The organism is Pseudomonas sp. OV226, assembly GCF_003148705.1.
Lineage (GTDB): Bacteria > Pseudomonadota > Gammaproteobacteria > Pseudomonadales > Pseudomonadaceae > Aquipseudomonas.
Window position 1 is genome coordinate 128,719 of sequence record NZ_QGGS01000005.1, and the last position, 17,581, is coordinate 146,299.

Annotated in this window: 13 protein-coding genes and 5 tRNA genes; 5 read left to right on the forward strand and 13 right to left on the reverse strand. The window is 59.6% G+C overall.

What is annotated here, in order from left to right; translation table 11 throughout:
* Window positions 1-66: 66 nt before the first annotated feature.
* The 9 genes from C7534_RS11855 to gltX form a co-directional block, all read right to left on the reverse strand.
* Window positions 67-1,026 carry a tRNA dihydrouridine synthase gene (locus tag C7534_RS11855; RefSeq protein WP_046026903.1) on the reverse strand — a complete coding sequence of 320 codons (960 nt, stop codon included), beginning with the start codon at window positions 1,024-1,026 and terminating at the stop codon, window positions 67-69.
* 205 nt (window positions 1,027-1,231) lie between these two features.
* Window positions 1,232-1,669 carry an acyl-CoA thioesterase gene (locus tag C7534_RS11860; protein ID WP_077430540.1) on the reverse strand — a complete coding sequence of 146 codons (438 nt, stop codon included), beginning with the start codon at window positions 1,667-1,669 and terminating at the stop codon, window positions 1,232-1,234.
* A gap of 48 nt (window positions 1,670-1,717) precedes the next feature.
* On the reverse strand, window positions 1,718-2,551 hold the full coding sequence (locus C7534_RS11865) for an alpha/beta fold hydrolase (RefSeq protein ID WP_109785880.1): 834 nt from the start codon (window positions 2,549-2,551) through the stop codon (window positions 1,718-1,720).
* Between the two features lie 29 nt (window positions 2,552-2,580).
* Window positions 2,581-3,120 carry a TetR/AcrR family transcriptional regulator gene (locus C7534_RS11870; RefSeq protein WP_046026906.1) on the reverse strand — a complete coding sequence of 180 codons (540 nt, stop codon included), beginning with the start codon at window positions 3,118-3,120 and terminating at the stop codon, window positions 2,581-2,583.
* A 184-nt stretch (window positions 3,121-3,304) separates the two neighbouring features.
* A tRNA-Glu gene (locus C7534_RS11875) sits at window positions 3,305-3,380 on the reverse strand.
* Between the two features lie 80 nt (window positions 3,381-3,460).
* Window positions 3,461-3,536: transfer RNA gene (locus C7534_RS11880), tRNA-Ala, on the reverse strand.
* 52 nt (window positions 3,537-3,588) lie between these two features.
* A tRNA-Glu gene (locus C7534_RS11885) sits at window positions 3,589-3,664 on the reverse strand.
* 79 nt (window positions 3,665-3,743) lie between these two features.
* Window positions 3,744-3,819: transfer RNA gene (locus C7534_RS11890), tRNA-Ala, on the reverse strand.
* Between the two features lie 284 nt (window positions 3,820-4,103).
* Complete coding sequence (gene gltX, locus C7534_RS11895; protein ID WP_008037650.1) at window positions 4,104-5,585, reverse strand: glutamate--tRNA ligase; 1,482 nt, start codon at window positions 5,583-5,585, stop codon at window positions 4,104-4,106.
* A 220-nt stretch (window positions 5,586-5,805) separates the two neighbouring features.
* Here gltX and C7534_RS11900 point away from each other — a divergent pair, with 220 nt between their 5' ends.
* Window positions 5,806-6,855, forward strand: a complete 1,050-nt coding sequence (locus C7534_RS11900; protein WP_109785881.1) for an HlyD family secretion protein — start codon at window positions 5,806-5,808, stop codon at window positions 6,853-6,855.
* Between the two features lie 49 nt (window positions 6,856-6,904).
* On the forward strand, window positions 6,905-8,395 hold the full coding sequence (locus C7534_RS11905) for an MDR family MFS transporter (protein WP_177412239.1): 1,491 nt from the start codon (window positions 6,905-6,907) through the stop codon (window positions 8,393-8,395).
* Between the two features lie 91 nt (window positions 8,396-8,486).
* On the opposite strand, the gene uvrB is transcribed toward C7534_RS11905, so the two are convergent.
* The gene (gene uvrB / locus C7534_RS11910; protein ID WP_109785883.1) at window positions 8,487-10,502 is read right to left on the reverse strand and encodes an excinuclease ABC subunit UvrB; all 2,016 of its coding nucleotides are present in this window, start codon (window positions 10,500-10,502) and stop codon (window positions 8,487-8,489) included.
* A gap of 338 nt (window positions 10,503-10,840) precedes the next feature.
* On the opposite strand from uvrB, the gene C7534_RS11915 reads away from it, so the two are divergent.
* Together C7534_RS11915 and C7534_RS11925 are read left to right on the forward strand one after the other, a co-directional pair.
* Window positions 10,841-12,037 (forward strand): amino acid aminotransferase, encoded by a 1,197-nt coding sequence (locus tag C7534_RS11915; protein WP_109785884.1) that lies wholly within the window; start codon window positions 10,841-10,843, stop codon window positions 12,035-12,037.
* A gap of 251 nt (window positions 12,038-12,288) precedes the next feature.
* Window positions 12,289-12,489 carry a hypothetical protein gene (locus C7534_RS11925; protein ID WP_077430544.1) on the forward strand — a complete coding sequence of 67 codons (201 nt, stop codon included), beginning with the start codon at window positions 12,289-12,291 and terminating at the stop codon, window positions 12,487-12,489.
* Here C7534_RS11925 and C7534_RS11930 read toward each other — a convergent pair.
* Entirely contained in the window at window positions 12,486-12,716 is a 231-nt protein-coding gene (locus tag C7534_RS11930) for a hypothetical protein (protein ID WP_046027137.1), read from the reverse strand. The genes C7534_RS11925 and C7534_RS11930 overlap by 4 nt on opposite strands.
* Before the next feature lie 227 nt (window positions 12,717-12,943).
* Between C7534_RS11930 and C7534_RS11935 the strand changes: the two genes are divergently transcribed.
* Window positions 12,944-13,019 (forward strand) — tRNA-Asn (locus tag C7534_RS11935).
* Between the two features lie 241 nt (window positions 13,020-13,260).
* Here C7534_RS11935 and C7534_RS11940 read toward each other — a convergent pair.
* Both C7534_RS11940 and C7534_RS11945 read right to left on the reverse strand, forming a co-directional pair.
* Window positions 13,261-16,347: an efflux RND transporter permease subunit gene (locus tag C7534_RS11940; RefSeq protein ID WP_109785885.1), complete on the reverse strand. Its 3,087-nt coding sequence runs from the start codon at window positions 16,345-16,347 to the stop codon at window positions 13,261-13,263.
* Window positions 16,344-17,465: an efflux RND transporter periplasmic adaptor subunit gene (locus tag C7534_RS11945; RefSeq protein ID WP_109785886.1), complete on the reverse strand. Its 1,122-nt coding sequence runs from the start codon at window positions 17,463-17,465 to the stop codon at window positions 16,344-16,346. Before C7534_RS11945 ends, C7534_RS11940 begins: the two co-directional genes overlap by 4 nt.
* Window positions 17,466-17,581: the final 116 nt, after the last annotated feature.

Genomic DNA, 17,581 nt, shown 5'->3' on the forward strand with positions numbered 1-17,581 from the left:
CGGCATCGCGTAACCCTTAGATAGGGACCGCTGATTGCATTTCAAGAGATTATTTCGAGATTTTTTTCAGGCCGCTTCCGGGAGTCTCAGGCCCAACAAACGACTGACCTGATCCAGCTCGGTCTCGCGACGCAGGACAGTAAACAGCTCGACGGCTTCCGGATAATTGCGCGTCAACATGGCCAGCCACTGCTTCAAGCGACCGGGGGATTGGCGGGGAGTCATCTGCGCCTTAGCTTGCAGCCAGAAGTCTTGGATCAGTGGTAACAGCTCGGCCCAGGTCATCTCGACGACGGCTTCACCGGCGCGTGCCGCCGCGATTTGCCGGGCCAGGTCCGGACGCGAGACCAGGCCGCGACCGAGCATGATGTCTTCCACGCCGCTGATTTCGCGGCAACGACGCCAGTCTTCGACACTCCAGATGTCGCCATTGGCAAACACCGGCACCTTGACCACCTCTTGCACTCGCGGGATCCACTCCCAGTGCGCCGGTGGTTTGTAGCCATCGGTTTTGGTCCTGGCATGCACCACGATATGCGCCGCGCCGCCTTCGGCCAGGGCTGTGGCACACACCAGCGAGCCGTCCGGGCTATCGAAACCAAGGCGCATCTTGGCGGTCACCGGGATGTGCGCAGGCACCGCACGACGCACGTGTTCGACGATTTCGTTGAGCAGTTCAGGCTCTTTGAGCAGCACCGCGCCGCCGCGAGACTTGTTGACGGTCTTGGCCGGGCAACCGAAGTTCAGGTCGATGACTTCAGAACCCAGCTCACACGCCAGCGCGGCGTTTTCGGCCAGGCACACCGGATCGGAACCCAGCAGTTGCACGCGCAGCGGCACGCCGGAGGCGGTGCGGGCACCGGTCAGCAGTTCAGGGCCGAACTTGTGGTAGTAGGCAGGCGTGAGCAGTTGATCGTTGATCCGGATGAACTCGGTCACGCACCAATCAATACCGCCCACACGGGTCAGCACGTCCCGCAGGATGTTGTCGACCAACCCCTCCATGGGCGCCAAAGCAATTTGCATGAAAAACACACTCGACGAAAAACGTGCGGCAGTTTACTGGTTTCGGCGCGCAGAAGGTATTTCGTCAGACCGGACGGTGACGATTGTGCAGACGCCATCGCGGGCAAGCCCGGCTCCCACAGGGTTAGCATCGTACACAAATCTGTGCCCAGCACCGACCCCTGTGGGAGCCGGGCTTGCCCGCGATGAGGCCAGCGAAGACAGGTTAGATCGCGACTGCCAGCGCCGGGCCGTAGCCCTCGATGAACTCGGCCGGCATGCGCTTGGGCTTGCCGGTCGACAGCTCGATGCAGACGAAGGTGGTTTGAGCCCGCAGCAAGGTGGTGTTGTCGCTCGGGCGCTTCAACTGGAAGTGTCGGGTCATTTTAAGGCGCTGATCCCAATCGACGATCCAGGTCGCCAACTGCAATTCGTCATCCTCATAGGCCGCGGCCAGGTAATCGATCTCGTGCCGCACGACCGCCATTGCCCGGTCCAGCCGCCGGTACTCGACCAGATCAAGGCCCAGACGCTGCGAGTGGCGCCAGGCACAGCGCTCGAGCCACGTCACGTACACCGCATTATTGGCGTGACCCAGCCCATCGATGTCCTCGGCGCCTACTTGCAGATCAATGATAAATGGCGTTGCCCGATCCCAACTCATGCCCCACTCCCGGTCAGATAATGTCGACCGGGGCAGTGTAACGGATGCCTACGCCGATTGGCGCGATTGCAGGCTGCGACCGGCCAACAGTGATAGCACGCCATCAATGACCCGAGGATCCGCCAGCACCCGCTGATGGCCACCCTCTTGCAGGCGCAACAAGCGGCTGTCGAACCAGGCTTCGTGGATCAGCTGGGATTCCTTGACCGAAACGTAGCAGTCATCCTCGGCATGGACGATCAGACCGGGCATGTCGAGTTGATAGTGCGCCACATCCAGCGCCGCCGCGCGCATGCCCACGTCTTTCTCAACCTGACGAATGAATGCCGAGCGGGCTTTGGGGGGCAGTCGTACGTACTTGGCGAAACCGCGCAGCACCCCGAGAATTCGCGCCGGAGCAGCGATAGTCACCAGGGTCTCGGTACGCAGGCCCAACTGCACGGCGAGCATGGCACTGGCGCCCCCCATCGAATGACCAATGACCGCTTGCAGCGGGGGCAGTTCGGCAGCGGCTTCCAGCATGGCCCGGGCGAACAGAACGACGTTGGCTTCTTCACCGGGTGAGCGACCATGCGCCGGGCCGTCGAGGGCGACCACGGTGTAACCGGCCTCCACCAGCGCGGCGATGAGGCTGGCGAACTGAGTCGGCCGACCTTCCCAACCGTGCATCAACAACACCGCAGGGCCTTGCCCCCAGCGCAGCGCCGAAAGGCCGAAACGCAGCGTGATGCGTTCGGACTTCGCCAGCAACGGCAGCTCCCAATCACGCGGCGGCAGTTCTCGCGGCGTCATGAATGCCAGTCGCATTTTGCTCGCGACCAGTTTCGGGGCGAACCAGCCCAAGGTGCCATTAACGCCACGAACCCACTTCAACGTGCTCATCGCATTCTCCCCAGGCCGCAGCCTTCAGGTCACTGCACCGCAGATTTGGCGGCGCGCAGTAATCGATCGGACAACTCTCCCGGCCCCAGCGCCCGCGCCAGAGCCAAACCACCCACCATCAACGCCATGTCAGCCAGGGCCTTGTCGGTGTCTTCCGGGCTGGCCGCCAACTGCGCGACCATCATTTCCACATGCTCATTGAGTGCGACACGAAACGCGTCCGGCAGCCGCCCCAGTTCACCAACAGAAGCCGGAATCGGGCACGCCGACTCGGAGGAATCACGGTGTTTGCGTGACAGGTAAAAAGCCGCCACCAACGCGCGACGCTCTTCGCCAGTCAACTGGGCGTCCATGTCAGCAATCAGGTCACGACGGTGACCCAGCAATTGCTTGAAGGCCTCCAGCATCATGGCGTCCTTGCTTTCGAAGTGGGCGTAGAAGCCGCCGACGGTCAGGCCGGCTGCGCCCATGACTTCGCCCACGCTCGGCTCTGCCGGGCCGCGCTGGATCAGCGCTGCACTGGCAGCCTTGAGGATGCGTTCGCGGGTTTGTGCTTTTTTATCGTTCATCGTTGCCTCCGAATATTACGACTAGAATATTATTCTCATAATAATTTTACGCAAGTCGTGGATGTGACCGCTGGTCTGAAGAACAGTTTGAAAGAATTAGGGGGATTTGGCCAAACGCCAGACAAACAAAAGGGCCATTCAATAATTGAATGACCCTTATAAAATCCCGCATAGCGGGTAATCGTGGCGTCCCCTAGGGGACTCGAACCCCTGTTACCGCCGTGAAAGGGCGGTGTCCTAGGCCACTAGACGAAGGGGACGCAAAACCTTCTATACAACTGATCAGTGCTGAGAGCTGATCGATTCAAAGTCTGCGTGGCCAGACCTTGAACTGTAAAATTGGTGGAGCTAAACGGGATCGAACCGTTGACCTCTTGCATGCCATGCAAGCGCTCTCCCAGCTGAGCTATAGCCCCGATTTATCGCCTGGCGGCGGAGCAGCATCTTGCGACACTGCTTCTGTAAAACTGGCGTCCCCTAGGGGACTCGAACCCCTGTTACCGCCGTGAAAGGGCGGTGTCCTAGGCCACTAGACGAAGGGGACGCAAACCCTTCTATACAACAGATCAACGCTGAGTGTTGATCGCTTCAAGGCCGGTGTGGCCAGACCTTGAAGTGTAAATTGGTGGAGCTAGACGGGATCGAACCGTCGACCTCTTGCATGCCATGCAAGCGCTCTCCCAGCTGAGCTATAGCCCCTCATCGCTGAGGACGGGGCGAATCTTAATGGCGGATCGAAAAGCTGTCAAACTTATTTTTAAAATATTTCAAAGTTTTTTGCCGACATAACAATCACTTACCGCCGAACCCCGTAAATCCGAGGCCAGATCCGTCCCTGTAGCAGCTGCCGCAGGCTGCGTTCGAGTGCGCAGCACTCGCGATTCGGCCACCCTGCCCTTTCAGACAAAATGTGTAGCGGCCACAAAGGGCCGCTGCGCAGCCCAACGCAGCCTTCGGCAGCTGCTACACGGGAACGGAGTGGATCAGGCGATGTTGCCCAAGAGTTTTTCCCACTCCTTGTTTTCCTTCTTCGACACGCCGCCCAACAAGTCAATTGCCTGGCGCAGACGGAAACGAGTCAGGTCCGGACCGAGGATTTCCATCGCATCCAGCACCGACACCGAGCTGGCCTGGCCTGTGATCGCGGCAAACATCAGCGGCATGGCGTCACGCAGCTTCAATTCCAGCGATTCGACCACTGCCTGAATCGTCGCGGTGATGCTGTCCTTTTCCCACTGACGCAGGCTTTCCAGCTTCCACAGGATCAACTGCATCAACTGACGAACCTGATCGCCCGAAAGCTTCTTGGATTCGAACAATTTGGCATCCGGATTCACGCCGCCGGCAAAGAAGAAACCGGCGAGCGGAGCCACCTGGCTGAAGGTTTCAACGCGGCCCTGAACGTGCGGCGCGATCTTCATCATGTATTCCGGGTTCAGCGCCCAGGTCTGCAGGCGCGAGGCGAACTCTTCCACCGGCAGATCACGCAGCCATTGGCCGTTGAGCCAGGACAGCTTCTCGATGTCGAAAATCGGCCCGCCCAGCGAGACACGGCTCAAGTCGAAGTTGTCGACCATTTCCTGCAGCGAGAACTTCTCGCGCTCGTCCGGCATCGACCAACCCATGCGGCCCAGATAGTTGAGCATCGCTTCCGGCATGAAGCCCATGCGCTCGTAGAACGTCACCGAGGTCGGGTTTTTGCGCTTGGACAACTTGCTCTTGTCCGGGTTACGCAACAGCGGCATGTAGCACAGCTCCGGTTGTTCCCAGCCGAAGTACTCGTAAAGCAGGATCAGTTTCGGCGCCGAGGGCAGCCACTCTTCACCACGCAATACGTGGGTGATGCCCATCAGGTGGTCGTCGACCACGTTGGCCAGGAAGTACGTCGGCAGGCCGTCGGTCTTCATCAGCACTTGCATGTCCATGCGATCCCACGGGATCTCGACATCGCCACGCAGCATGTCCGGCACCACGCACACGCCTTCGCTCGGCACTTTCATGCGGATGACGTGCGGCTCGCCTGCCGCCAGGCGACGGGCGACTTCTTCCTTGGACAGCAACAGCGCACGGCCGTCGTAACGCGGGGTTTCGCCGCGTGCCATTTGCTCGGCGCGCATCTGGTCCAGCTCTTCGGCGGTGCAGAAGCACGGGAAGGCATGACCCATTTCAACCAGTTGCTGGCAATACTTCTGGTAGATATCGCCGCGCTCGCTCTGACGGTAGGGACCGTGCGGGCCACCGACGTCCGGGCCTTCGCTCCAGTCGATGCCCAACCAGCGCAGGGCGTCGAAAATCTGCTGTTCGGACTCGCGGGTCGAACGCAACTGGTCGGTGTCTTCAATCCGCAGGATGAACTCACCGCCATGCTGCTTGGCAAAGCAGTAGTTGAACAAAGCGATGTAAGCGGTACCTACGTGGGGGTCCCCGGTAGGCGATGGCGCGATGCGCGTGCGGACGGTGGTCATGGCAAGTCTCGAAATGAAGATAAAACAAAGGGCGAATGGTAACAGGCGATACCCGCCCCGCTCCAGTGAACAGGGCATTTAAGCCAAGTTTGCGTCTACAGAGCGCGTATGGCGTGGTGAATGGCCGAATATCAACCGATGGCATTTACCGCTTGTCGGCTGTATGACAGATTCACCTGCTGATAACTTTCCTTACAATTTCTCGACTACAGTCTGCCCCATGCCTGCCCAACTCAAGCGTCGCCTGTTTATTTTCTTGTTGCTCGTCCTGCTGATTGCCGGGGCCTTCTTTGCCCAGTGGTTCTTCAAGGGGCGATTTTATGAAAGCACCGATAACGCCTATGTCCAGGGCGAGATTACCCGCGTCTCAAGCCAGTTGAGCGCGCGCATCGACCAAGTCTTGGTGCACGACAACCAGCATGTCGAAAAAGGCCAGTTGCTGGTCAAGCTTGAAGGCGCCGACTTCCACCTCGCCGTTGACCGCGCCAGCGCTGCCCTCGCCACTCGCGAGGCCGAACGCCTGCAAGCCCAAAGCAAGCTGACCCAACAATCGAGCCTGATCGCGGCCAGTGAAGCGCAAGTCGCGTCCAGCCAGGCGAGCCTCGGCCGGTCGCTCATCGATTTGACTCGCGCCCAAACCCTGCGCAAACCCGGTTTTATTTCCGAAGAACGGGTGACCACCCTGTCCGCCGATAACCACATCGCGCGCTCGCAGGTCGTCAAGGCTCAGGCGGACGCTCAGAGCCAACGCCAGCAGGTCAACGCCCTGACCGCTGAGATCAAACGTCTTGACGCGCAGATCGCCAACGCCAAGGCCGACCTGGCGCAAGCCGAACTGAACCTGACCCGCAGCGAAATCCACGCGCCCATCAGCGGCCTGATCGGCCAGCGCGCCGCCCGCGAAGGCCAGGTGGTGCAGGCCGGCGCGTATTTGCTGTCGATCGTCCCGGACCAGGACATCTGGATTCAAGCCAACTTCAAGGAAACCCAGATCGGCCACATGGTGCCTGGCCAGAGCGCCGAACTGATTTTCGACGCCTACAGCGACACGCCGATCAAGGCGCGAGTCGACAGCCTGTTCGCCGCTTCGGGCGCGCAGTTCAGCCTGTTGCCGCCGGACAATGCCACGGGCAACTTCACCAAAGTCGTCCAACGGATTCCGGTCAAACTGACCTTCGCCGCGGACAATCCGCTGCAAGGCAAGATCCGCCCGGGCATGTCTGTCACCGCTAAAGTGAACATCAAAGACGCCCCTGACGATGGCCGGTGATCAACTGATCCGCCCGGTCGGCGAACCGACCCGGCGGGACTGGATCGCGGTGATGAGCGTGATGCTCGGCGCCTTCATGGCCGTGCTCGACATCCAGATCACCAACTCTTCGCTCAAGGACATTCAGGGCGCCCTGTCGGCCACCCTGGAAGAAGGCTCGTGGATTTCCACCTCGTACCTGGTAGCGGAAATCATCATGATTCCGCTGACGGCGTGGCTGGTGCAGTTGCTGTCCGCACGACGGCTGGCGGTGTGGGTTTCACTGGGATTCCTCGTCGCCTCGCTGCTGTGTTCCATGGCGTGGAGCCTGGAAAGCATGATCGTCTTCCGCGCCTTGCAGGGCTTCACCGGGGGCGCGCTGATCCCGTTGGCCTTCACCCTCACGCTGATCAAACTCCCGGAACACCACCGCGCCAAAGGCATGGCCATGTTCGCCATGACCGCCACCTTCGCGCCCTCCATTGGCCCGACGCTGGGCGGTTGGCTGACCGAAAACTGGGGCTGGGAATACATTTTCTACATCAACATACCGCCGGGCCTGCTCATGATCGCCGGCCTGATGTATGGCCTGGAGAAGAAAGAAGCGCATTGGGAATTGCTCAAGAGCACCGACTACATGGGCATTCTGACCCTCGGCGTCGGGCTCGGTTGTTTGCAGGTGTTTCTGGAGGAAGGTCACCGCAAGGACTGGCTGGAATCGAACCTGATCGTGACCCTGGGCAGCATCGCACTGATCAGCCTGATCACCTTTGTGATCGTGCAGTTTTCCAAACCCAACCCGCTGATCAACCTCGGCATCCTGCGCAATCGCAACTTTGGCCTGTCGAGTATTTCCAGCCTGGGGATGGGGGTCGGGTTGTATGGCTCGATTTATCTGTTGCCGCTGTACCTGGCGCAGATCCAGAACTACAACGCCCTGCAGATCGGCGAAGTGATCATGTGGATGGGCGTGCCGCAACTGTTTTTGATTCCGCTAGTGCCCAAGTTGATGAAGTACATTTCGCCAAAGTGGCTGTGCACCCTGGGATTCGGGTTGTTCGGGCTGGCGAGTTTTTCATCGGGAGTGCTGAACCCGGACTTTGCCGGGCCACAGTTCAATCAGATCCAGATCATCCGCGCGCTGGGCCAGCCGCTGATCATGGTCACCATCTCGCTGATCGCCACCGCGTATATCTTGCCGCAGGACGCGGGGTCGGCGTCGAGCCTGTTCAACATCCTGCGCAACCTCGGCGGCGCGATTGGCATCGCCCTCCTCGCCACCCTGCTGGATGCGCGAACCAAGACCTACTTTGATTATTTGCGCGAAGCCATTGTGCCGAGCAATGCGCAGGTGGCCGAGCGGCTGTCGTCGATGGCGGACAGGCTAGGCAATGAGACGGCGGCACTGGCAAAGATCAGCGAGATTGCGCACCAACAGGCGTCGATCATGGCCTACAACGATGCGTTTCACTTTGTCGGGATTGCGCTGGGGGTGAGCATGCTGGCGATCTTGTTGACCAAGAAATTGCCAGAGGGGATTAAGGCTGGGGAAGCACACTAAGACCGAGTACGCCCCTATCGCGAGCAAGCTCGGCTCCTACATGTAGGAGCCGAGCTTGCTCGCGATGGCGGCCTGACAGGCACCGCAAATCTCAGACAGTAATCAACCGCTCCCGCAACTTGCCAATCTCATCACGCATCTGCGCCGCCGCTTCAAACTCCAGATCACGCGCCAACGCGTACATCTTCTCTTCCAGGGCTTTAATCCGCTTGGCGATCTCGCCCGGCGAGCGCAATTCCGCTTCGTACTTGGCGCTTTCCTCGGCAGCCTTGGCCATGCCCTTGCGCTTCTTGCTGCGCGAACCCGGCACGGTGGCGCCTTCCATGATATCGGCGACGTCCTTGAACACGCCCTTGGGCGTGATGCCGTTGGCCAGGTTGAAGGCGATCTGCTTGTCGCGCCGCCGCTCGGTTTCGCCAATCGCCCGCTCCATAGAGCCAGTGATGCGGTCGGCGTACAAAATCGCCCGGCCGTTGAGGTTACGTGCCGCCCGGCCGATGGTCTGGATCAGCGAGCGCTCGGAGCGCAGGAAGCCCTCCTTGTCCGCATCGAGAATCGCTACCAGCGACACTTCCGGCATGTCCAGGCCTTCACGCAGCAGGTTGATCCCCACCAGCACATCAAAGGTGCCCAAGCGCAGATCACGAATAATTTCGACTCGCTCTACCGTGTCGATGTCAGAGTGCAGATAACGCACGCGAACGCCGTGGTCGGCCAAGTAATCGGTCAAGTCTTCGGACATGCGTTTGGTCAGGGTCGTGACCAGAACCCGCTCTTCGAGCGCAACGCGCTTGGTGATTTCCGAAAGCAGGTCGTCGACCTGGGTCAGCGCCGGGCGGATTTCGATTTGCGGATCAACCAGCCCCGTCGGACGCACCAACTGTTCAACGACGCGGCCTGCATGTTCTGCCTCGTAATTGCCGGGCGTCGCCGAGACAAAAATCGTCTGCGGGCTGATGCTTTCGAACTCGTCGAAACGCATCGGCCGGTTATCCAACGCCGACGGCAGGCGGAAACCGTATTCCACCAGCGTCTCTTTACGCGAACGGTCGCCCTTATACATGGCGCCGACCTGCGGCACGCTGACGTGAGATTCGTCGATCACCAACAAGGCGTCAGCCGGCAGATAGTCGAATAACGTCGGCGGCGCCTGACCGGATTCACGGCCGGACAGGTAGCGCGAGTAGTTTTCGATCCCGTTGCAGTAGCCCAGTTCGAGGATCATCTCCAGGTCGAAGCGGGTGCGCTGCTCCAGACGCTGGGCCTCAACCAGTTTGTTGTTGGTGCGCAGATAATCGAGGCGTTCCTGCAACTCGACCTTGATCCCTTCGACGGCGCCCAACAGGGTTTCTCGCGGCGTCACGTAGTGGCTTTTCGGATAGAAGGTGAAGCGCGGCAGCTTGCGGATCACTTCGCCGGTCAGCGGATCGAACGCCGACAGGCTCTCGACCTCGTCATCGAACAGTTCGATGCGGATCGCTTCGAAATCGGATTCCGCCGGGTGGATATCAATCACATCGCCACGCACCCGAAAAGTCGCACGGGCGAAGTCCATGTCGTTGCGGGTGTATTGCAGGTCCGCCAGGCGACGCAGCAGCGCACGCTGATCGAGTTTGTCGCCGCGATCCACGTGCAACACCATCTTCAGATAGGTCTCCGGGCTACCCAGGCCGTAGATGCACGACACGGTAGTGACGATGATCGCGTCTTTGCGCTCCAGCAACGCCTTGGTTGCGGACAGACGCATCTGCTCAATGTGGTCGTTGATCGAGGCGTCTTTCTCAATGAAGGTATCGGACGACGGCACGTAGGCTTCGGGCTGGTAGTAGTCGTAGTAGGAAACGAAGTACTCCACCGCGTTGTTCGGGAAAAACGCCTTGAACTCGCCGTACAACTGCGCGGCCAGGGTCTTGTTCGGCGCCAGCACCAGCGTCGGACGCTGCACTTGTGCAATCACGTTGGCGATACTGAAGGTCTTGCCGGAGCCGGTCACACCGAGCAACGTCTGGTGCGCCAGCCCGGCTTCGATGCCCTCGACCATCAGGCGGATGGCTTCTGGCTGATCGCCGGCGGGCTCGAAGCGGGTGACTAGCTGGAATTCAGACATTCAATACCCCTGGATTCGCGCCTGCCCGGTCAAATGGGACAGCAACGAAAAAGACCGCAAACGGCTAAAACCGCCCGAGGAAAAAACTGGATTGTGCTCAATGTGGAGTCGATTGCCTGCTCTTTCAAGGCAAACGTCCTACATCCGGCGAATCGTTTGACGTCAGCATTCGACTAACGGTCGGAAAATAATCGGAAAAACTTAACGGAAAAGCCCAATCGTCTGTCGCCATCGATCGCAGATGGCCTCTATACTAGCTCCCCGTTTGTGCACCGCTCTAGTGCATTCGGCTGGAGCGCGACACGTCCCTCCATTCTCCATTCAGAGCCGCCGCAAAAATGAGCCTGTTCTCCGCTGTCGAAATGGCACCACGCGATCCAATCCTGGGCCTCAACGAAGCATTCAACGCCGATACCCGTACCAACAAGGTCAACCTGGGGGTCGGTGTTTACTGCAACGAGGAGGGGCGAATTCCACTCCTGCGCGCCGTTGTCGAAGCCGAGACAATTCGCGCCGCTCAACACGCTTCCCGTGGCTACCTGCCAATCGACGGCATCGCTGCCTACGACCAGGCAGTGCAGAAACTGCTGTTCGGCAACGACTCGCCACTGATCGCCGCTGGCCGCGTCATCACCACCCAAGCGGTGGGCGGCACCGGCGCACTGAAAATCGGTGCCGACTTCCTCAAGAAACTGCTGCCGAACGCCGTTGTAGCGATCAGCGACCCAAGCTGGGAAAACCACCGCGCACTGTTCGAAACCGCCGGTTTCCCGGTACAGAACTACCGCTACTACGACGCCGCGACCCACGACGTTAATCGTGCCGGCCTGCTGGAAGACCTGAACGCCCTGCCAAACGGCTCGATCGTTGTGCTGCACGCCTGCTGCCACAACCCGACCGGCGTGGACCTGAGCCCTGCCGACTGGAACAACGTGCTGCAAGTCGTCAAAGCCAAGGGTCACGTACCGTTCCTCGACATGGCCTATCAAGGTTTCGGCGATGGCATCGACGAAGACGCCGCCGCTGTGCGCCTGTTCGCCGAATCGGGTCTGACGTTCTTCGTATCCAGCTCGTTCTCCAAATCGTTCTCGCTGTACGGCGAGCGCGTTGGTGCGCTGTCGATCGTCAGCGAGTCCAAAGAAGAAAGCGCGCGCGTACTGTCGCAAGTCAAACGCGTCATCCGTACCAACTACTCCAACCCGCCTACTCACGGTGCAAGCATCGTTGCCGCTGTGCTGAACAGCCCGGTATTGCGCGCCCAGTGGGAAGAAGAACTGGCTGAAATGCGCCTGCGAATTCGCGGCATGCGCATCCAGATGGTCGACACCCTGGCAAAAAACGCGCCTCAGCGCGATTTCAGCTTTGTGGGCCGCCAGCGTGGCATGTTCTCTTACTCCGGCCTGACGGTTGAGCAAGTCACCCGCCTGCGCACCGAGTTCGGCATCTACGCCCTGGACACCGGCCGCATCTGTGTGGCTGCGTTGAACCAAAGCAACATCAAGGCCGTAACGGACGCCATCGTTCAGGTGATCTGAGTCGCCCGGTAGTACGAAAACGGGAAGCCGATGGGCTTCCCGTTTTTTATTTGTCGCAGATAATTCTCAAAGCAGTGGCTGCGCCCTCTAAACTCCCCCCATTCAACCTGTAGGAGTGAGCCTGCTCGCGATAGCAGACTGTCGGGCGACAATGATGTTGAATGTGATGGCCCTATCGCGAGCAGGTCGGATCGCCGCACCGTCACTCCTACAGGTTTTGTGTACATCCAGGAATTTTACGAGCCCCCCCCATGAAAAACGATGACCTACGCGCTGACCGCGATGAGCTGGACCACTTCGTGCCTCGCACCCCAGCCAAACGCGGCAACAACCTGGTGCTGCAAGTCGCTGCGGGCGTATTTCTTGGCGGCCTGGCCTTGTGGCTGGTGCAACTGGGCGCCACGATGCTCTATGCCAAACTGATGCTCGGCACCCTTACCTTCGGCGGTTAAGCCAGTTCGGTGGCACGCTGACTGGCGGCGTCGTCATAGGCGACGTAGAGCGATTCCGCCACCTGACTCTTGATGGCCTTGGTGCTTTCCAGCCCCAGAACAAACCCTTCGGCCTTGCCGCCAGCACGGTTCAACTCCTCGGCGTTGCTGGCCTGAGTGATTGCGTCGAACAGTTTTTCGGCGTGCGGGCCAACCCCTTTGGGCAAGCTGATCTGAGCGATGCTCATGCGAACACCCCGTTGTTGAGAGGTGTAAGGATTGAATGGTTCATGGCGCGTACCTTTTCGGCGAATGGCCGGCAGCGCGTGTGACCACTTCCGGGCGGCCATGGTAGACCTCTGAAACGATTCTGGTAACCGCCCACGACCGATTAACCGCCGTCTGTCCCGACGAATCGGTCAAGTTGCTATCAGACGCTTGACTTCTCTTTTTGAATCAGTAACATAGGCGCCATTCCGCGATAGCTCAGTTGGTAGAGCAAGTGACTGTTAATCACTGGGTCCCTGGTTCGAGTCCAGGTCGTGGAGCCAGACAAGGTTCCAGAGAAGGCTTTCAAAATCTCTGCCCCCCCGAAAAACCCGCCTTCTGGCGGGTTTTTTCGTTTGCAGGTCAAGCGAATGCTGGCGGATGCCATTGCCCCCCCCATAGAAGCTAGAAGCCAAGAACCAAGCCAAGACGGAGGCCCCATCAACGGCCGCCACCTGGAAAGCGTTGCCCTCGACTGGTATTACGGCACGACCAAAGCGCACAGTGATCGGTGGCAAGCGGTACTCAAGCAACGTGAGTGTTCGCTGCAAACTCATGCGCGGGCTCAGGCTTGATCTTGAACCAGAGGGCATACATCGCTGGCAGGAACACCAGGGTCAGCACGGTGCCAGCAAACGTACCGCCAATCAGGGTGTAGGCCAGCGTTCCCCAGAACACCGAATGGGTCAGAGGAATGAACGCCAGCATCGCCGCCAACGCCGTGAGAATCACAGGCCTCGCGCGCTGCACAGTGGCTTCGACCACGGCGTTGTATGGCGACAGGCCGGCTTGCTCATTTGAGTGAATCTGGCCGATGAGGATCAGCGTGTTGCGCATCAGAATCCCTGACAAGGCAATCAGTCCCACCAAGGCGTTGATCCCGAACGGTTGCTGGAACAGCAGCAGAATTGGCACCACACCAATCAGGCCCAAAGGCGCGGTGGCGAACACCATCATCATTGCCGACATCGAGCGCACCTGAATGATGATAGTCAGCAACATCAGCGCGATCATGATCGGGAACAACGGCAACAATGCCTTGTTTGCTTTACCCGACTCCTCGATCGCGCCGGCAAACTCAATGCGGTAGCCCGCCGGCAGTTTTTCGGTGATGGGCTGCAACTGCGTTATCAAGGCGTTGGAGACATCGGGAGGCTGAAGACCTTCAGCCACGTCACCGCGCACGGTTATTGTCGGCGTACGATCACGACGTCGCAGGATGGGCTCTTCCATGCGCACATCCACCGCCCCGACCTGGGACAGCGAAACGCGCTGGCCTTGGACGCCGGTCAGCGTGAAGGCGGCAATTTTCGATGGATCCAGACGCGTCTCACCCGCGGAGCGAGCGACCACCTGAACCGAACGAATGTCCTCACGCACCTCGGTGACAGGCACCCCCGTGAGCAGAAATTGCAGCTGTTGCGCGACATCGGTCGAGGTCAAGCCGAATGCTTGCAGGCGATCCTGATCCAGCGTGAGATGAAGTGCCGGCACGCGCTCGCCCAAGTCGGTGTTGACGGTCCTCATCATGGGGCTGGCGGTCATGATCTCACGCACCTGCGCGGCGATATCCCGCAACACTGCGGGGTCGGCGCCCATCACCCGAAAGGCCACCGGATACGGTGAATAAGGACCAAATACCAACTGCGTCACTCGCACCCGAGCTTCAGGCGCCAAGCCATCGGCCGCCGCTTGTCTGAGGCGGAGCTTGAGCGCCTCACGCTCTTGCTGATTCGCGGTCAGGACGACGATTTTTGCGAAGGATGGATCGGGTAGTTCAGGGGCCATCGCCAAGTAGAAGCGCGGCGCGCCCTGGCCAATGTAAGCAGTGACGATCTTGGCCTCCGGCTGCTGAGCCAACCACGCCTCGACCTTGGCCGCCGCCACATCAGTCTGTTCGATAGAGGTGCCGTAAGGCATCTGCATCTCAACCAGCACCTCAGGTCGGTCGGACGTGGGGAAGAACTGCTTGTTGACCACGCCCATGCCCAAAATCGCAACAACAAACAAGCCCACGACGGATGTCGCCACCAGGCCTTTGCGGCGGATCACACTGCCCAGCAGGCGCCTGAAACGCTGGTAGTTCGGTGTACCGTAAATCGCCGTATGCCCGCCTTCAGGCACCTTGATCTGCGGCAGCAGTTTGACGCCCAGGTAAGGTGTAAACACCACGGCCACCACCCAGGAAGTGATCAGCGCGATGCCAACGATCCAGAACATGTTCGCGGTGTACTCACCAGCGGTCGACTTGGCAAAACCGTTGGGCATAAAGCCGATCGCTGTCACCAACGTTCCCGACAACATCGGCGCGGCCGTGTGGCTCCAGGCATAAGCGGAGGCCTTGATTCGGTCGTAGCCCTCCTCCATCTTCACCACCATCATTTCAATGGCAATGATTGCATCGTCCACCAGCAGTCCCAGCGCCAGAATCAACGAGCCCAGGGTAATTCGATCAAAGTCTTTGCCCGTGGCCGCCATGACAATGAACACGGCCGCCAGGGTCAGCGGCACCGCCGCGGCAACCACAACGCCGACACGCCAGCCCATGCTGATAAAACACACCAGCAGCACCACGCCCAAGGCAGCAAAAAACTTCACCATGAACTCGTTGACGGAGGCGCCAATATTCACCGCCTGATCCGTGACCTTGGTCAGGCTCATGCCCAAAGGCATCTGCTCGTTGATCGCTGTGGCCTCAGCGTCCAGCGACTTCCCCAAATCCAGGCCGTTCCAGCCGTCGCGCATGACCACGCCGAGCAACAGTGCCGGCTCGCCGTTGTTGCGTACCAGGAACGTCGCGGGGTCCTCATAACCACGCTTGACCTCAGCCACATCGGACAACTTGAGGGTTCTGCCTTGCACCGTCAGTGGGGTATTACGAATCTTCTGCAGGTCATCAAACGCGCCATCCAGGCGGATGAAAACCTGTGGGCCCTTCGCTTCTACCGAACCTGCCGGGGTTATCATGTTTTGCGTGTTCAACGCACTGAAGATGTCTCGTGCGGAAATGCCCAGTGTCGCCAAACGCTCGTAGGACAGCTCGACAAAAATGCGCTCGGCCTGTTCACCGATGATGTTGACCTTCTTCACACCCGCCACATGCAGCAGACGCTGGCGCAAGCTCTCGGCTTCGCGCACCAACAGACGTTGGGGCTCGCCCTTGGCCTTGAGCGCATAGAGCGCGAAGGTGACATCGGAATACTCATCATTGACCATCGGGCCGATCACCCCAGACGGCAACCCCTTCTGCTCATCCAGGATTTTCTTGCGCGCCTGGTAAAACTCCTCCTGGACGGCTGAGGGGGGCGTGCTGTCGAGCAGGTACACCGTAGTGAATGCCAAGCCGGGCCGGGTAAAGGTCTCGGTTCGATCGTACCAACGCAGTTCCTGCATGCGTTTTTCCAGCTTTTCTACCACCTGGTCTTGCATCTCCTGGGCCGTCGCCCCAGGCCAGGCGGTGACCACCGTCATTTGTTTAATGGTGAATGCGGGATCTTCCGCACGCCCCAGTTTGAAGAAGGCGTACAACCCACCCACAGAAATCAGCAGGATCAAAAACAGGGTGATTGAGCGCTCGCGTACGGCCAGCGCCGAAAGATTGAAGCCGCTCATCGACTTACCTCAACCACTGAATTTTGCGGAGCATCGGCGAGTTCAGTCCTGACCTTCTCTCCCTCGCTCAGCAAGTGAGCACCCAATGCGACAACTCGATCACCCACCTGCAGATCCCCCGTCACGCGCACGCTGGCCTCATTATTCAGGCCGCGAACCTTGATCGGGCGCCATGCCACCTGCTCAGCTTCCCCGCCCACCACCCAGACCCCCGGGCCTTTACCGGCGTCGTAGAGGGCCCCCATGGGCACCTGTAATTCCTTGGCATCAGCAACATCCGTGTCAGCGATAACCACTGAGATCGTCGAACCCAGGGTGGCGTTGGAGAGCGCCCCCTCCAGCACATAACGCGCTTCAAACGTTCGGGTCTGTCGGTCGGCAGAGTCGGACAACTGGCGTAAACGCGCTTTACCTGCAGTCTGGTGCTGGCCGTATAACTCAACCGTCGCCGCCGAGCCCAGCGCAGGACGTAGCGTCTCGGGTAACTGAATCACGGCCTCGCGCTGCCCTGAATGGGCAACGCGTACCACCACCTGCCCTGCGCCAACTACCTGCCCCGGCTCCGCCAAGGTATCCACTACCACCCCGTCAGCATCCGCCAGCAACGTCGAATAACCGGTCGCGTTTTTCGCCACATCAGCCTGGGCCTGGGCAGCGTTGAGTTGGGCTTTCGCCGAGTCGGCAGCTGCTTTGAACCCTGCGTAAGCTGAAGCAGATACCGCTCCGACGGACACCAGATCACGGTAGCGAAGCTCGTCATCGGAGGCCTGCCGAGCTCGGGCCATGGCGGCCAGTACCGCTTCCTGCTGTGCCCGCGTGGTCAGCGTCAGGTCGTTGGCATCGATTCGCATAAGTGGCTGCCCGCGCTTGACACTTTGTCCAGCATCCACCAAACGCTCCAAGACCTTCCCAGGGACCCGAAAACCGAGATCGCTCTGAACTCGGGCCGCGACGATACCGGTGAATACCCGTGCCGCAGGCGCGGAGGGTTGAACCACGCCGATGCGCACCAAGGGCACTTGAAGGCGAGGATCGGCAGGCGTGGCCTCGTTGCAGGCCGCTAGGGCAAACGGCAACAAGACAATGAAAATGGCTGACATGCGGTGGCGCTGGATCATAAAGATCTCTCGGTAGCGGATGCACCATGCTTATTCAAGTGACCATTTATGTCAATAGTCACTACCGAGACGAATGAACATCGCCCACTTGATCAGAGCAAAGCAAAGAGGCTCGA

What these genes read in the sequence shown, in the direction of transcription:
- C7534_RS11855 (WP_046026903.1), bottom strand. Translation starts at nt 1,026, where the DNA reads ATGCAAATTGCTTTGGCGCCCATGGAGGGGTTGGTCGACAACATCCTG.
- C7534_RS11860 (WP_077430540.1), bottom strand. Translation starts at nt 1,669, where the DNA reads ATGAGTTGGGATCGGGCAACGCCATTTATCATTGATCTGCAAGTAGGC.
- C7534_RS11865 (WP_109785880.1), bottom strand. Translation starts at nt 2,551, where the DNA reads ATGAGCACGTTGAAGTGGGTTCGTGGCGTTAATGGCACCTTGGGCTGG.
- C7534_RS11870 (WP_046026906.1), bottom strand. Translation starts at nt 3,120, where the DNA reads ATGAACGATAAAAAAGCACAAACCCGCGAACGCATCCTCAAGGCTGCC.
- gltX (WP_008037650.1), bottom strand. Translation starts at nt 5,585, where the DNA reads ATGACCACCGTCCGCACGCGCATCGCGCCATCGCCTACCGGGGACCCC.
- C7534_RS11900 (WP_109785881.1), top strand. Translation starts at nt 5,806, where the DNA reads ATGCCTGCCCAACTCAAGCGTCGCCTGTTTATTTTCTTGTTGCTCGTC.
- uvrB (WP_109785883.1), bottom strand. Translation starts at nt 10,502, where the DNA reads ATGTCTGAATTCCAGCTAGTCACCCGCTTCGAGCCCGCCGGCGATCAG.
- C7534_RS11915 (WP_109785884.1), top strand. Translation starts at nt 10,841, where the DNA reads ATGAGCCTGTTCTCCGCTGTCGAAATGGCACCACGCGATCCAATCCTG.
- C7534_RS11925 (WP_077430544.1), top strand. Translation starts at nt 12,289, where the DNA reads ATGAAAAACGATGACCTACGCGCTGACCGCGATGAGCTGGACCACTTC.
- C7534_RS11930 (WP_046027137.1), bottom strand. Translation starts at nt 12,716, where the DNA reads ATGAGCATCGCTCAGATCAGCTTGCCCAAAGGGGTTGGCCCGCACGCC.
- C7534_RS11940 (WP_109785885.1), bottom strand. Translation starts at nt 16,347, where the DNA reads ATGAGCGGCTTCAATCTTTCGGCGCTGGCCGTACGCGAGCGCTCAATC.
- C7534_RS11945 (WP_109785886.1), bottom strand. Translation starts at nt 17,465, where the DNA reads ATGATCCAGCGCCACCGCATGTCAGCCATTTTCATTGTCTTGTTGCCG.